Here is a 13,342-nt window from a genome sequence, read left to right on the forward strand (position 1 = left end):
GTGATGGTGAGGGGGCCGCTGCCGGGGAGCCGGGTGATGAGGTCGGCGCCGAACAGGGTCGCGGGCGTGTGCGCGCCGGGGCGGGGCGCGGGCGCGGCGAGGAGGTCGGTGACGGCGGTGAGGGCGCCGTCGATGGTGAGCCGGTAGGGGTTGGCCGTGGTGATGCGGGCGGTGGCCCGCCGGCCGGCAGCGTCGGTGGTCTCGCCCCACACGTAGGCGGCGCTGGTGGCCCATTCGTTCGCGTCGGGGCCCTTCACCGTCTTGTCGATCAGCTTGTGCGCGGCGGCGCGGACACCGGGACGGGCCAGCAGCCTGGTGAACCGCCTGCTGATCCGGGTGCCGCGGATCAGCAGGGAGGGCATCGGGAGGTAGACCTCGATGTTGGGGATCGCGGTGCTGTGGTGGGCGCTGTGAAGGTCGGCGGCGGGGAAGGCGAGCGCGGGTTTGGCGCCGTTGCCGAAGTCGATGCGGGCGGTGCGTCCGCCCAGCGGGGTCGGGGTGATCTGGCCGTCGATGCGGGCGCGGCCTCCGGCGGCCATCCCGTCCAGGATCGTTTTGACCGTCCCCGGGGACAGCGCCAGCGGCAGGTCGAACCCGAGCCGCAGACCGGTGGCATCGGGCATGGCTTGGTGGAGGGCGGCCGCGAGGCAGTCGGTGGGGATGACGTCGAAACCGACTCCGGGACAGACCACGACACCGGCGGCCCGAGCCTGGCCGTCGATCTCGCGGGCGTAGGCGAAGACGTCCATCTCGCCGGTGATGTCGAGGTAGTGGGTGCGGGTGCGCACACACGCGTCGATCATCGGGGCCGCCGTCACCGAGAACGGCCCGGCGCAGTGCAGCACCACGTCGATGCCGGACAGTTGCGCGTCGGCGTCACGCAGGTCGAAGATCTGGTACTCCAGGCCGAGGTCCTCGGCCAGCGGCTTGACCGCCGTGAGGTTCCGGCCGGCAAGGACTGGTTCCATGCCTCTCTTGCGGGCCTCCCGGGCGATCAGCTCACCGGTATAGCCGTTGGCGCCGTACAGCAGCCACCTGGTCACTGGGCGACTTCCTTTCGGCCGGGCAGTTCACGCGGGCCCGGGGTGAAGCCGCGGCGGGCGGCGCCGACGTCACCGCGGTAGGCCCCGACGGGGCCGGTGAGCAGGAAGGGCAGCGGGACGCGGCGCTGACGTGCGGTGAATCCCCACGTCCCGATGCCCAGGTAGACGCCGGGCGCCGCGCGGCGGACCTCGTCGACCATGTTGATCGCCCCGCACATCGAGGCGTAGGCGCGATAGACCAGCGTGTAGGCGGGACGGCCGTCATAGCGCGACGGTGCGATGAGCGTGTGCATCGCATAGCGCTGCCGGATGCGGCCGAACTGGCGGAAGGTGTTGTAGCCGCGCCCGGTCTGGCCGTCGACGGGCCGGAACGCCTTGCACAGCCACCGTGTCAGCGGATTCGACACCGTGCCGTGCCCGGTCACCGAGGCGAACACGCTGGGCTGGGCCAGCAGCCGGGCGGTGTACTCCCCGTCCATCTCCTCGATGGACGGGTCGGGCAACGTGGCGAAGAACGCCAGCAGCCCGGTCGTGTCCAGCCCGAGCAGCTCGGCAGCCGCGTGGTCGGTCTCCATGGAGGTCCCATCTCATGTCTTGAATGGTCCTCAAGAAACCTAGCGTCTTCTTGAGGGTCGTTCAAGATAGGGTGTGGGGGTGCCTCGGAACCGACGCCCCCAGGACCGCGAAGAGAAACGCGAGGAGATCCTCGTCGCCGCCCAGCGGCTGTTCATCCACGACGGCTACGAGTCGGCGTCCATGGGCCAGATCGCTAAGAACGCCGGCGTCACCGTCAACACGATTTACTGGTACTTCCGCGACAAGGACGACCTGCTCATCGCTGTCCTGGACCGCCTGCTCAGCGAAGCCCTCGCCCAGTACACGACCATCGCCGACCGGCCGCTGGGCGACCGGCTCCTATGGGCCGTCGACCAGCTCGAACGGCTGCACGGCCTCGTCAACACCGTCCACACCCGCGCCCCGGCCTCACCCGCCGTCCACGCCTGGCACACCGGCTTCCACGAACTCGCCGACACCCTGATCGCCGACGACCTCCGCAACGCTGGCGCCGCCGAAGCCGACCTCCCCGCCATGACCGCGATCGGCACCTTCGTCATCGAAGGCCTCCTCACCCACCGGCACAACGACGCCGGCAAACGAGCCGTGATCGACCTTCTCGTCCACCAGCTCACCACCATGCCGACCCGAACCTGACCGGAACCACGCGGGCCCGCATCGCAACGGCGAACGGCGGCAACGCCTCCGCTCCCGGCGGGGGTGTTGGGAATCGATTTACAACACCCCGCTCGAACTCCTCTTCACGAACCGCCCACCGGGCGCGCATGTGTCGAGAAACGTGTTGAGAACTCGGGATGTTCAACAACTCCAACGGCACCGTTTTCCCTACACTTCTGCGGTGCGACGACCCTGCCCGACGGCTCAGAACCCTCCGCGGCGATCCGCCAGGCCGACGACCTCCTCGGCGCCGAACCCGCGATCCTCACCGGCGCGCTCGTCGGCTACGCCCGGGTCTCCACCAAGGACCAGCGGCTCGACCGGCAGACCCTCGCGCTGAAAGCCGCCGGCTGCATCCGGATCTTCGCCGACAAGAAGTCCGGCAAGGACGCCGAACGCGAAGGGCACCAACGAGGGCCTGGCCGCCGCCAAGGCCCGCGGCGTCCGGCTCGGCCGGCCGCCCGCGATGACGCCTGAGCAGGTCCGGCACGCCCGCGCACTGCTCACCCAGCCCGACGCGACCATCTCCTCGATCGCCCGGCTCCTGGGCGTCAGCCGCTCCACCATCTACAAATACGTGCCCGAGCTCAAACCGACCGGCATCCAGCAGATCGAGCCCGACGTTCCCGAACCACGGCCCGCGATCACCGAGACCACACTCACATCCTGACCTGCTCCAATCCCCGCGCGAGAGACATCCGAACGAAAAGTCACGCTAGCGAGCTCGACCGCACGCTCTTAATGGGACTTTTCGTTCCGATGTTCGTCACCCCCGGGTCTGGTCGGCGGGCGCGGGTCAGGTGACCTCGAAGTCGGCCATCATGGCCATGTCCTCGTGTTCGAGGTTGTGGCAGTGCATCATGTAGCGGCCGCGGAACCCGGAGAAGCGCACCAGGACGTCCACGACCTCGTACGGGCGCACGTCCACGGTGTCCTTCCAGCCGCCGTCGGTGGGGCGGGGCGCTCGGCCGTTGCGGGACAGGACGTGGAAATGGGCGAGGTGGAGGTGCACCGGATGGTGGAAGTCGCTGACGAAGCGCCAGACCTCGGTGCCGTCCAGGCGCGGGCGGGCGAGCGGGGTGCCGGGGGTGAAGGGCTCGCCGTTGATCGTCCAGGCGGCGGCGGGGCCCTGGCCGGTGCGGCGGAAGTCGAACGTCCGCATGGGGGCGTTCGCGGGACGCACCGGCGCCTGCGAGGCTGACAGCCGGGCCGGGATCGCGCTGTCGTCGCGCGCTCGGCGGGTGACGCGGAAGCGCATCACCTGGCGGGCGGACCCGCGGCCCAGGGTGTTGAGCAGGGTCACCGAAGTGCCGACGGGGTAGGCGGAGAAGTCCACGACCACGTCCTGGCGTTCGGCCGGGGCGAGGACGATCGAGTCGTGCGCCACCGGCGCCGGGAGCAGCCCGGCGTCGCTGCCGACCTGGACGAAGGGGCCGCCGGGGGCCAGCCGCAGCCGGTAGCGGCGGGCGTTCGAGGCGTTCAGGACGCGCAGCCGGTACCGCGCCGCGGACACTTCGAGCTCGGGCCACGGGGCGCCGTTGACCAGGATGACGTCGCCTTCGACGCCCTCCATGTACGGCCCGGTGACGCCGGGCGTCCGCCGCAGGCTCGGGTCCAGGGACGGGTAGCGGAACGAACCGTCCTCCTCGAACGCGCGGTCGCAGATCATCAGGGGAACGTCCCGGTCGCCCCTGGGGAGCGGCAGCGTGTCCTCCTCGTCGTCGTGGACGAGCAGGAACCCGGCCAGGCCGCGCCACACCTGCGGGCCGGTGAAGTCCATGCGGTGGTCGTGGTACCACAGCGTCGCGGCGCGCTGGTCGAGCGGGTAGCGGTAGTCCCTGGCGGCGCTGTGCAGTTTCCATGCCGACGGCGGGACGTTCATCGCGTGATGCCCGTGATGCCCGTGGCCGGCATGGCCGCCGGACGGCCGGAAGTCCAGGCCGGCGGGGACGACCAGGTCGGTGGGGTAGCCGTCGGACTCGGGCGGGGTGACGCCGCCGTGCAGGTGGGTCGAGGTGGGCACGGGCAGTTCGTTGCGCACCCGCAGGGTGACGGCCTCCGCCCTCCGGGTGCGGAACGTGGGCCCCGGGAAACGCCCGTCGTAGCCCCAGACCTCGGTCGTCGTCCCGGGAACGATCTCCGCTTTCGCCGCCCGCTGCACCACCTCGTACAGGCCGGGACGCGTGGGGCGCGCGACCGGCGGCACGGGGAGCGGCAGCGTGAACGGCTCGGGCAGGGGGAGTGCGCTGGTGAGGAGTTCGGCCGTGGTCTCGGAGGCCGTCAGGACGCGGCCGGCCAGGACGCCCGCACCGGCCACGGCCGCGGCACCGCCCAGGAAACGCCGCCGGGAGATCATGACGCCACCGTCCGCGGCGACCGCAGCCACGTCCACGCCACCAGCAGCGCGGACGCTCCGAAGATCGCCATACCGAGCGGCATGTGCCAAGAGAGGATCCGGGACTGGCCCACGGCGACCTGCACCGTCTCCGCGGCGACGAGCACGGCGCTCGCCCAGGCGGGCCAAGCCGGGCCGCGCCCCGGCCGCCACAGCAGGACCGCGGCGACCAGCTGCGCGTAGAGAAGTGCGTGCGTCACCCCGGCGTTGTTGCGGTGCCACGTCAGCATGTCGACATCGCCGGTGACGAAGAGCCCGGCCAGCGCCGCCTGCCCGAGGACCCCGGCCAGGTGCGCGGTCGCCGTCAGCCGCAGCGACCAGAAAATCACGTTCATGCCTGGAATCGTGCTCGGGCCGCACGTCGCGGGCGTCGGGACGGGGATGGCATCTGCCTTACCGCGGCGGATGTACGCGCGCCCCGGGGCACGGGCGCGTACGCCACGGGATGTACGCCGGGTCTCCGCCGCGCGCATGACGACGCGGGCCCGCCCTCGATCTACGGTGAGAGCGTGCGGATCAGTAAGGGCGATGCCCTGGTGGCGGGCGGCGCGCTGGCGGGGATCGTCTCGGGGACGTACGGCGGCCTCTCCTCCTCCGGGCCTTGGGAGCGGGACCTGGACGTCCTGGGTCTGTGCCTGATCGCGGTGGCGTCGCTGGCCCTGGCGTTCCGCCGGGCCGCTCCGGTGAGCGTCGGCGCGGTCACGATCGCCGCGGCCGTCGCCTACCACGCGCGCCACTATCCGGGCGTCTTCGCCGCAGCGCCCGCGCTGGCGGCCGTCTACACCGCGGCGGCGCAGGGGCGGCGGCGCCCGGCGATCGCGCTGGCCGCCGGGTTCGGCGCCATCGCCTGCACGCTGGTCGCGCTGTCGGACGTCGATCCGCAGCCGGGCGACGGGTTCAACCTGCTCAGCGGCTGGCTGGTCGCGATGGTCGTGGCCGGAGAAGTGGTGCGCAGCCGTCGCGCCTACCTGCGCGAGGTGGAGAGCCGCGCGGTCGAGGCGGAGCGCACCAAGGAGGAGGCGGCGCTGCGGCGGGTCGGCGAGGAACGGCTGTGGATCGCCCAGGAACTGCACGACGCGCTGACCCACACCATCTCGGTCATGAACGTTCAGGCGGCCGTTGCCCGGCAGTACCTCGACCGGGATCCCGTGCGGGCGCGGCGGGCGCTGGCGGCGGTGCGGGAGTCGGGGGCGGAGGCGATGAGCGAACTCCGGTCCACGCTCCAGGTGCTGCGCACCGACACGACCGGGCCCGATGCCGGGTTGGCCTGCCTGCCCCGCCTTCTCGGCAGGGCCGAGGCCGCCGGCCTGCACGTGGCCGCGAGCGTCGTCGGTGAGCGCTACGACCTGCCGGCCGAGGTCGACCGCGCCGCGTACCGCATCGTGCAGGAGGCGTTCACCAACACGCTGCGCCACGCCGGGGCCGCGTCGGTCACGCTGACCACCGAGTACCGTCCGCACTCGGTGGTGGTCCGGGTGGAGGACGACGGCGCAGCCGGCGCCGATCCGCCCGCGGGCCCCGGGATGGGCCTGATCGGGATGCGCGAGCGGGCCGTCGCCGTCGGCGGCACGCTGGCCGCCGGACCCCGCGTCGGCGGCGGCTTCGCCGTCCGCGCCGAACTCCCGGTCCCGGTTCCGGCGTGATCCGGGTCCTGCTGGCCGACGACCAGCCGCTGATCCGCGCGGGCTTCCGCGCGCTGCTGGAGATGGCCGAGGACATCGAGGTCGTCGGCGAGGCGGCCAACGGTGTCGAGGCCGTGGAACTGTGCCGGTCCCTGCTGCCCGACGTGACCCTGCTGGACGTGCGGATGCCGCTGCTGGACGGCATCCAGGCGACCCGCCGGATCGGCGCCGCGCCCGACCTCGCGGGCGTCCGGGTCGTGATCCTGACCAACTACGCCATCGACGAGTACGTCTTCGCGGCGCTGCGCGCGGGGGCCTGCGGTTTCCTGCTCAAGGACATCGAGCCCGCCGACCTGCTGCAGTCGGTGCGGGTCGCCGCCGACGGCGACGCGCTGCTGTCGCCGTCGATCACGCGGAGGCTGATCGAGGAGTACGTCGCCACCGTCCCGCGGCCGGCCGGCGGTGCGGAACTGGAGCGGCTGACCGCGCGCGAGCGCGAGATCGTGGCGCTCGTCGCGACCGGGATGTCCAACGAGGAGATCGCCGCGCACCTGGTCATCAGCCACGCCACCGTGAAGACGCACGTCAGCCGTTCGATCACCAAGCTCGGCGCCCGCGACCGCGCCCAGCTGGTCGTCTTCGCCTACGAATCCGGCCTGGCCGCCCCGGGAGGTGCCGCCCGGGGCGGCTGCTGAGCGGTTACGGGTCCGTCCGCCGCCGCACCGGGGGACGGACGCGTCGTGCGGAGGGCGGCGAGAACCGCGGGAGTCCGTGCGGGAGACAAGGGGTGTTCATCCCGCTTCGATCTGGAGGACCGCAACGTGCACCGACGACTGGGCGTCTCGTGACGGCCGAGGCCGTGCCCGCGGAACCGCCGGCGGCAGGCGCGCTCACCGACTCCGACGTGATCCGGCTGTCCCTGGACGACCCCGAATGGTTCGCGGAGTTGTTCGACCGGCACCATCGCCGGATCCATCACTACGCTGCGCGGCGCCTGGGTGTGCACGCGGCCGACGACATCGTGGGCGAGACGTTCCTCGCGGCGTTCCGCCGCCGCGCCGCCTACGACCTGGCGCAGCCGCTGGCCCGGCCCTGGCTGTACGGGATCGCGACCACGCTGGTGGCCAGGCACCGGCGGGCGGAGGAGCGGTACTACCGGGCGCTGCAGCGCACCGGCGCCGACCCGTTGCCCGAACCGCTGGCGGACGCCGTGGCGACCCGGGTCGCGGCCGAGAGCCAGCAGCGCAGGCTGGCCGGCGCGCTGGCCGGGCTGTCCCGGGGCGACCGCGACGTGCTGCTGCTGGTGGCGTGGGGCGACCTCACCTACGAGGAGGTCGCCCGCGCCTTGGAGGTGCCCGTCGGCACCGTGCGTTCCCGTCTCCACCGGGCCCGGCGCGTCGTCCGCCGCGCCCTCGGCGATTCCGCGACGGCCGAGGAGGCCACCGATGAATGACCTCGACCCGCTCAAGAGCTTCCGCCGCGCCACCCCGCCGATCACGCCCGCGGCCGCCGACGCGGCGCGCGACCGGCTGCGCGCCGCCTGGACGGCCCCGCCGCGCGAGCCGCGCCGCGCCGCCCGGCCCGTCCGGTCGCCGCGGTGGCTGGTGACCCGCGCGGCCGCCGCGGCAGCACTCGGCATCGCGCTCACGGCCGGGATCGGCATCGCGCAGAACACCGGCGATCCGCGGGCCGGCACGCAGATCGCGAACGCCGCCGTGCTCGGCGAACGGGCCGCCCGCGCCGCGGAGGACGTACCGTTCGCGATGCCGCGAGCCGACCAGTGGATCTACGTCAAGATCCGGGCGGCCCAGTTCAAGGGCGACATGAACACCTGGTGGCTCGGCATGGACGCCGGGAAGACCCACACCGTGGAGCGTTGGGAACGCGTCGACGGCCGGGCGAGGGCGGAGTTCATCGACGGCGACCTGGAAGTGCGCTCCCCGGAGCGGCGCGAAGACCTCCAGGGCGACGTCGTCGGCTACTCGTTCCCCGGTCCCGACATGCACCGCGTGGTCAAGGAGCTGCCGACGGAGCCCGATGCCCTGCTGCGGGCGCTCTACGACCCGGACACCATGCGGATCCCCGACGACCCGGACGCGCCGGGCGGGCAACAACCGCGGCCGGACGACCGCGCGGTGTTCCGCACCGTCGCCGACCTGCTCCGGCGCCCCCTCCCGCCCGAACTGCGCGCCGCCCTGTACCGGGCTCTGCCGCGCATCCCCGGTGTCTCGGTCCGGACGGACGCGGCGGACGCGGCGGGACGGCACGGCGTCGCCTTCTTCGGCACCTTCGGCGGCTGGGCCGGCGACATGATCATCCTGGATCCGGAGACGTACCGGTACCTCGGCACCCGCTCCTTCGCCACCCGTGCCCACGCCCAGCAGGGCGAGGGCACGGTAGAGAAGGGCACCCTCCTGGAACTGACCGCCCAACTCGAGATGCGCGTCGTCGACGAACCCGGCGCGCGGCGCTGAGCCGCGCCGCCCCAGCACCTCACCGACCGGGGTGAAACCACGCTCGGTTCGGCCTGGCGCGGCAGGCCGGACCGAGCCCGGTGTTCGGGCATCGCGGTCCCGTCGATCGACGTCGTCAGCGCTCCCCCAGGCGGCTCGCTCGGAAAGCGGTTGAGTCGTCCTGGAGCGTTCCCGTAGCTTGCCTGAAAGCCCATCGCAGTAAGGACAGAGGACAGAACCGCGTGACCCCGCCTGCTCTTTAGACCTGACACCTTCTTCGCTCACCCGTAGCCGACGCTTCCGTCGGTTCCGCCGGGCCGCTCTGGCGTGCCCGGTCGTACGGCGTTCGAGGTCGCGCTCAATCGACCTCGTGTCAGGTCAAGAGAGATCATGTCTTCACAACCTCATACCGTGCTGCCCTGGTTCGTTCGCCGGACCCGGCTGCCTCTCCTGTCGCTGCGGTGCGCGGACTGCCGGTCGCGGTCGGCCACGACCGGCGCCGGCAGGTTCCGCGTCAACGCCAACGGCAAACTGCTGGACGTGTGGCTGCTGGTCCGCTGCGTGTCCTGCGATCGGACGAGCAAGCTCACCGTGCACGAGCGGACTCCGGTCGGGCGCATCGACCCGGCCGCACTCCACGGCTACCGCGTCAACGATCCGGAGCTCGTGGCGTCCCGGCTGCTGGACCCGCTGCTCGCCCGGCGCAACCGCTTCGCCCTGGACTGGACGGACGCCTGGCGGCTGGACACCCCGCCGGGTCCGCTCGACGGGGCGTGGCCGATCCAGGTGGAGGTCCACTTCGAGGATCCGGTGCCCGTGCGCCCCGAACGGCTTGTCGCGCAGGGGCTCGGCCTCAGCAGGAACGAAGTCCTGCGCCGGGTCAAGTGCGACATCCCGCTGCGTCGCAGGACGAGCGCGGGGTTCGCCTTCATCGTGATGCCCGAGGGCTAGCAGGGTGAAGCCGCGGCGGGCCGCCCGGCCCGCCGCGGCTTCGCCGCCGGAACCCAACGAGATATCGATCCGGTGGTGGATCGTCGTCGAACCGGTCGGTGCCCCGGTCTGCTGTCGATGTGCGCCGCCGCGGCGTCGGTAAAGGTCGGCGGAGCGCGCGGGGCCCGGCGGTCGCCGGGCCCCGCGCGCTCGTTCAGTCCTCGCCGTTGTAGGCGCGCAGTTCGCGGCGCGCCCGGTGACGGCTGCGGCGGCGCTCTTCGCGCCTGAAGAGGTACCACTCACGGCCGCCGCCGAGGGTGCCGCAGTCGAACAGGTAGTGGTCGGTCGCGCCCCAGTAGCAGCCGCTTCGCCCGCAGCGGTTCATGGACGCGCTGTCGGCGGTGATCTTCTCCGGCAGGGTGCACGGCCCGAACCGGTGGTCGTGCACGGGACGGCAGTTCACCATCGGCGCCTCGGCCATCCCCACCCACCAGGGCCGGGTCTTGTCGGTCTTGCTCATACGGTCACCTTTCGGCTCCGCGACGCCCCGGGTTGGGGCCGTCACAAGACCGGATGCACCGTGATCACCTCCGACTTCGCGCAACTGCGGCTCGGGACCGCGAGACGGCCTTGCCGCTCGGCGAACCCGCTTCCGACGTTACCGCGATCTTCAGTTGTTCGTGTGAAGGGCCGCCTCTCCGTCCGCAAGGGTCAGCGTTTCGTGATCCGGTAGATCTGGCGGGCCTCGCGGTCGGTGACGGGACGGTCGAAGAACATCAGGTCGTCCATCCTGCAGTCGCACGGGTTGGCCTCGGCGTCGTCCTGCGGGAAGCTGCCGCCGATCTTGATGCCGCGGGGGTCGGTGGCGGACGTGACGTCGGGTTCGGGCGGCCCGTCGAGTTCCCAGGGGTCGCCGGAGCGGGTGGAGAAGCCCGGCAGCGGCGCGCCGTTCTTGTAGAGCTTCATCTCCCCGGTGTCGTAGTCGAACGTCGCGGTCAGGTGCACCCAGGTGCCGGGCGGCAGGATCGAGCGCCAGTCCTCCCGCGCGGCGAACGTCTGCGAGGAGCCGCCGTCGAGGCGGCGGCCGAGGGCGACGACGCGCAGCTCGCCGGAGACGTCGATGATCTCCAGCAGGGCGCGGACGGCGTGGCCGTCGGAGTCGCCGGTGAGCACGCCCGACAGCCCGATCGCGTTGTACCGGTCGTCGGGGTCGGCGGTGTTGGTGTCGGGGCTCGGGTTGACGCCGGTCATCTTGAACCAGCCGGCGAGGGTCGCGCCGGAAGCGGCGTTGAACGCGCGCAGGGTCGGCACGCCGGCGGCGGAGTAGACGCCGGCCTTCCAGTCGTCGTTCGGAGCGCCGTTCATCTGCCGGAGCCGGACGACGTGCCCGCGCGAGCCGTCGCGGACGCGCATGGCGGCGCCGCCGTTCACCAGGTCGATGGGGGTGCGCGAGCGGCCGAGGTCGCGTTCGCGGGACGGGTCGCCGGGCATCGGGTGCTCGAAGTCGTAGTGGGCGACCAGGTCCTTGCGCGGGTTCGGCCCGGACGCCTCGGCGGGGACGGCGGCGAGGGCGGCGCCCAGCAGGACGGTCGTGACGAGTGCGGTGCGGCGGATGCGCATGTCGGTCTCCTCGGGGAGCCGGACGGGCGGGGCGGCCCCGCCCGTCCGGTGGGGTCATCGGGCGGGGGTCCCGCGGACGGTCAGGTCGCGGAGCCGGCCGATGTTGTCGAACGAGCCGAAGCCCACCCGGCCGGAGCCGAGCGCGGTGTCGAGGGCCGTGAAGACGGGACGGTCGGCGCCGTCGGTGTACACGGCGATCTCGCCGGTGCCCGCGCAGTGCCGCACGCGGACGTCGTGCCAGTTCGCGTCGGTGACGGCGGGCGGCGCGCCCTTCGACCGGTTGGCGTTCCACTGCCGGTCGATGCGGACGCGGTCGGCGCCGTTCACCAGGAAGATCCCGTTGTGCGGGTAGACGGTGTTGTCGCTGGACAGGTGCGCGTAGTAGAAGTGCGTGTCGTCGCGGTAGCCGAACACGACGATCACGTCGCGGTCGGACTCGGCGACGGGCGTGTCGAGCCGCACCTGCGCGTCGATCTGGGCGGAGGCGAACTCGGGGCCCTTGTCCAGCACCGCGTACTCGAAGGGGCGGCGGGGGCCGGGGCGCGCCTCGCCGGCCTCGGCGAGGACGACCTGCCCGTGCTCGAACCGCCACTTCGCCGGGGTGACGGGCGACCAGTCGTCTGCGTCGGCGGCGTGCCCGACGCGGGCGGGGCCGGTGCGGCACTCGGCGAACCGCCGGGTGTCGACGATCTTCCAGATCGTCCCGTTGGCCTTGGAGAGCAGGTACAGCTCGCCCTTGGCGTCGGAGCCGATGCGCAGGTCGACGCGCTCGTCCCCGGCGAGGTCCCGCATGGTGACGGGCTCACCGGCCGTGGTGTAGGCGGACAGCTCGTAGATCTGCGCGCGGTCCTCGCCGGCGGGGTCGCGCTTCATGTCCGACTCCTCGGTGTAGAAGAGCCGGCCGTTGACGATGTCGCCGAACAGGTACTTGCCGCGCAGGGCGTCGAGCTTGCCGCGGTAGACGTAGCCGCCGGAGATGGCCTTGCCGACGTCGCTGCGGCAGTCCCAGTCGGCGGGCGGGTCGTGGTCGTAGGCGGCGAGCGGGTAGTTGTAGCCGTACTCGAGGTCGTCCTCGGGCAGCGGGTACAGGTGGCAGCGGTCGTCCTCGCGGAAGGTGAAGGCGCCTTCGCGTTCGCTCCAGCCCAGGTTGTCGCCGGGTTCGATCTCGTGGATCGACTCGATCTCGTGCTCGCCGATGTGGGCGAGGAACAGCCGCTTGGAGCCGCGGGTGTCCCAGCTGAACCGGTGCGGGTCGCGCATGCCGTAGGCGTAGATCTCGGCGAGCTTGCCGTCCTGGCCGACGAACGGGTTGTCGGCGGGCACGCCGTACTCGCCGTTCACGCCGTCGGTGCCGGACGGGTCGATCCGCAGGATCTTGCCCTGCGGCATGGCGAGGTTCTGCGGGTCGCCGCCGTTGGCGCCGACGTTGCCGTTGCCGCCGTCGCCGACCGCGAGGTACAGCATCCCGTAGTCGGGGTCGCCGGGCCGGGCGTTGGGGTTGAAGTCGATCTGCTGGAGGTTGTGGATCCGCCCGGAGAACCCGAACCGCAGGACCTCGCGGTGCGTGCCGCTGAAGGTGCCCGCGGACGGGTCGTCGGCGATCCACTCGGTGAGGACGCCGTGGTAGCCGGTGTTCGGCTGCTCGGGGAGGTCGGGCTCCTCGGTCTCGAGCGCGTCGCCGCGCTCGACGTGCGTGGTGTAGAACGTTCCGTTCTTCGCGAACGCCGGGTGGAACGCGACGAACCCGAAGCCCTGGCCGAGCCCGGCGGCGGAGTAGAAGTCGGGCGCGAACGTCGCGCCGACGTCCAGGTAGGCGCGGGGCGTGCGGGTCTTCTTGTCGAGGAAGTACAGCTTGCCGTTCAGGTCGGGGACGAACAGGCGGCCCGAGCGGTCGGGGAGCTCGCCGACGTGGTTGATGCGGTTCCAGCGCTTCAGCCGGTCGTCGGTCGGCGGGGCCGACGGCTCCGATTCGGGCAGCTGGGCGACCTTCTCCAGGACGAGCCCGAGCCCGGCGGGCGCGGGGTCCTCGGGGATGGGGTCGAGGAT

The 13,342-nt window shown here is 72.3% G+C and carries 15 protein-coding genes; 8 read left to right on the forward strand and 7 right to left on the reverse strand.

The features are described from left to right. Window positions 1-1,043, reverse strand: a 1,043-nt coding sequence (locus DMH08_RS34525; protein WP_125620275.1) for a saccharopine dehydrogenase family protein, incomplete at its 3' end; no start/stop codon positions are given. Then, on the reverse strand, window positions 1,040-1,618 hold the full coding sequence (locus DMH08_RS34530) for a hypothetical protein (RefSeq protein ID WP_125620277.1): 579 nt from the start codon (window positions 1,616-1,618) through the stop codon (window positions 1,040-1,042). The genes DMH08_RS34530 and DMH08_RS34525, both read right to left, overlap by 4 nt. A gap of 79 nt (window positions 1,619-1,697) precedes the next feature. Here DMH08_RS34530 and DMH08_RS34535 point away from each other — a divergent pair, with 79 nt between their 5' ends. From DMH08_RS34535 to DMH08_RS42100, 3 genes are all read left to right on the forward strand, one after another. After that, window positions 1,698-2,255 carry a TetR/AcrR family transcriptional regulator gene (locus DMH08_RS34535; RefSeq protein ID WP_125620278.1) on the forward strand — a complete coding sequence of 186 codons (558 nt, stop codon included), beginning with the start codon at window positions 1,698-1,700 and terminating at the stop codon, window positions 2,253-2,255. A gap of 63 nt (window positions 2,256-2,318) precedes the next feature. After that, the gene (locus DMH08_RS42095) at window positions 2,319-2,753 is read left to right on the forward strand and encodes a recombinase family protein (protein ID WP_233617987.1); all 435 of its coding nucleotides are present in this window, start codon (window positions 2,319-2,321) and stop codon (window positions 2,751-2,753) included. Continuing rightward, complete coding sequence (locus DMH08_RS42100; RefSeq protein WP_034517309.1) at window positions 2,743-2,946, forward strand: helix-turn-helix domain-containing protein; 204 nt, start codon at window positions 2,743-2,745, stop codon at window positions 2,944-2,946. The genes DMH08_RS42095 and DMH08_RS42100 overlap by 11 nt, the downstream gene beginning before the upstream one ends. Before the next feature lie 126 nt (window positions 2,947-3,072). On the opposite strand, the gene DMH08_RS34550 is transcribed toward DMH08_RS42100, so the two are convergent. Both DMH08_RS34550 and DMH08_RS34555 read right to left on the reverse strand, forming a co-directional pair. Next, window positions 3,073-4,632: a multicopper oxidase family protein gene (locus tag DMH08_RS34550; protein WP_026401805.1), complete on the reverse strand. Its 1,560-nt coding sequence runs from the start codon at window positions 4,630-4,632 to the stop codon at window positions 3,073-3,075. Then, window positions 4,629-5,006, reverse strand: coding sequence for a hypothetical protein (locus DMH08_RS34555; protein ID WP_125620280.1), 378 nt, complete (start codon window positions 5,004-5,006; stop codon window positions 4,629-4,631). The genes DMH08_RS34550 and DMH08_RS34555 overlap by 4 nt, the downstream gene beginning before the upstream one ends. A 174-nt stretch (window positions 5,007-5,180) precedes the next feature. Here DMH08_RS34555 and DMH08_RS34560 point away from each other — a divergent pair, with 174 nt between their 5' ends. The 5 genes from DMH08_RS34560 (at window position 5,181) to DMH08_RS34580 (ending at window position 9,697) form a co-directional block, all read left to right on the forward strand. After that, on the forward strand, window positions 5,181-6,314 hold the full coding sequence (locus tag DMH08_RS34560) for a sensor histidine kinase (protein ID WP_125620282.1): 1,134 nt from the start codon (window positions 5,181-5,183) through the stop codon (window positions 6,312-6,314). Continuing rightward, a complete protein-coding gene (locus DMH08_RS34565) occupies window positions 6,311-6,988 on the forward strand; it encodes a response regulator (protein ID WP_125620284.1) in 678 nt (225 codons plus the stop codon). The genes DMH08_RS34560 and DMH08_RS34565 overlap by 4 nt, the downstream gene beginning before the upstream one ends. 149 nt (window positions 6,989-7,137) lie before the next feature. Beyond that, complete coding sequence (locus DMH08_RS34570; RefSeq protein ID WP_233617988.1) at window positions 7,138-7,746, forward strand: RNA polymerase sigma factor; 609 nt, start codon at window positions 7,138-7,140, stop codon at window positions 7,744-7,746. Then, window positions 7,739-8,767 carry a CU044_5270 family protein gene (locus tag DMH08_RS34575; RefSeq protein WP_158642441.1) on the forward strand — a complete coding sequence of 343 codons (1,029 nt, stop codon included), beginning with the start codon at window positions 7,739-7,741 and terminating at the stop codon, window positions 8,765-8,767. The genes DMH08_RS34570 and DMH08_RS34575 overlap by 8 nt, the downstream gene beginning before the upstream one ends. Window positions 8,768-9,157: 390 nt before the next feature. Then, on the forward strand, window positions 9,158-9,697 hold the full coding sequence (locus DMH08_RS34580; RefSeq protein WP_233617989.1) for a DUF1062 domain-containing protein: 540 nt from the start codon (window positions 9,158-9,160) through the stop codon (window positions 9,695-9,697). A 193-nt stretch (window positions 9,698-9,890) separates the two neighbouring features. On the opposite strand, the gene DMH08_RS34585 is transcribed toward DMH08_RS34580, so the two are convergent. The 3 genes from DMH08_RS34585 to DMH08_RS34595 form a co-directional block, all read right to left on the reverse strand. Further along, the gene (locus DMH08_RS34585; RefSeq protein WP_026401812.1) at window positions 9,891-10,196 is read right to left on the reverse strand and encodes a hypothetical protein; all 306 of its coding nucleotides are present in this window, start codon (window positions 10,194-10,196) and stop codon (window positions 9,891-9,893) included. 191 nt (window positions 10,197-10,387) lie between these two features. Further along, a complete protein-coding gene (locus DMH08_RS34590) occupies window positions 10,388-11,296 on the reverse strand; it encodes a LamG-like jellyroll fold domain-containing protein (protein WP_026401813.1) in 909 nt (302 codons plus the stop codon). A gap of 54 nt (window positions 11,297-11,350) precedes the next feature. Further along, on the reverse strand, window positions 11,351-13,342 hold a 1,992-nt coding region (locus DMH08_RS34595; RefSeq protein WP_125620290.1), incomplete at its 5' end, for a PQQ-dependent sugar dehydrogenase.

Origin of the sequence: Actinomadura sp. WAC 06369 (assembly GCF_003947565.1) — a bacterium.
Taxonomy (GTDB): domain Bacteria; phylum Actinomycetota; class Actinomycetes; order Streptosporangiales; family Streptosporangiaceae; genus Spirillospora; species Spirillospora rifamycini.

What these genes read in the sequence shown, in the direction of transcription:
- DMH08_RS34530 (WP_125620277.1), bottom strand. Translation starts at nt 1,618, where the DNA reads ATGGAGACCGACCACGCGGCTGCCGAGCTGCTCGGGCTGGACACGACC.
- DMH08_RS42100 (WP_034517309.1), top strand. Translation starts at nt 2,743, where the DNA reads ATGACGCCTGAGCAGGTCCGGCACGCCCGCGCACTGCTCACCCAGCCC.
- DMH08_RS34550 (WP_026401805.1), bottom strand. Translation starts at nt 4,632, where the DNA reads ATGATCTCCCGGCGGCGTTTCCTGGGCGGTGCCGCGGCCGTGGCCGGT.
- DMH08_RS34555 (WP_125620280.1), bottom strand. Translation starts at nt 5,006, where the DNA reads ATGAACGTGATTTTCTGGTCGCTGCGGCTGACGGCGACCGCGCACCTG.
- DMH08_RS34575 (WP_158642441.1), top strand. Translation starts at nt 7,739, where the DNA reads ATGAATGACCTCGACCCGCTCAAGAGCTTCCGCCGCGCCACCCCGCCG.
- DMH08_RS34585 (WP_026401812.1), bottom strand. Translation starts at nt 10,196, where the DNA reads ATGAGCAAGACCGACAAGACCCGGCCCTGGTGGGTGGGGATGGCCGAG.
- DMH08_RS34590 (WP_026401813.1), bottom strand. Translation starts at nt 11,296, where the DNA reads ATGCGCATCCGCCGCACCGCACTCGTCACGACCGTCCTGCTGGGCGCC.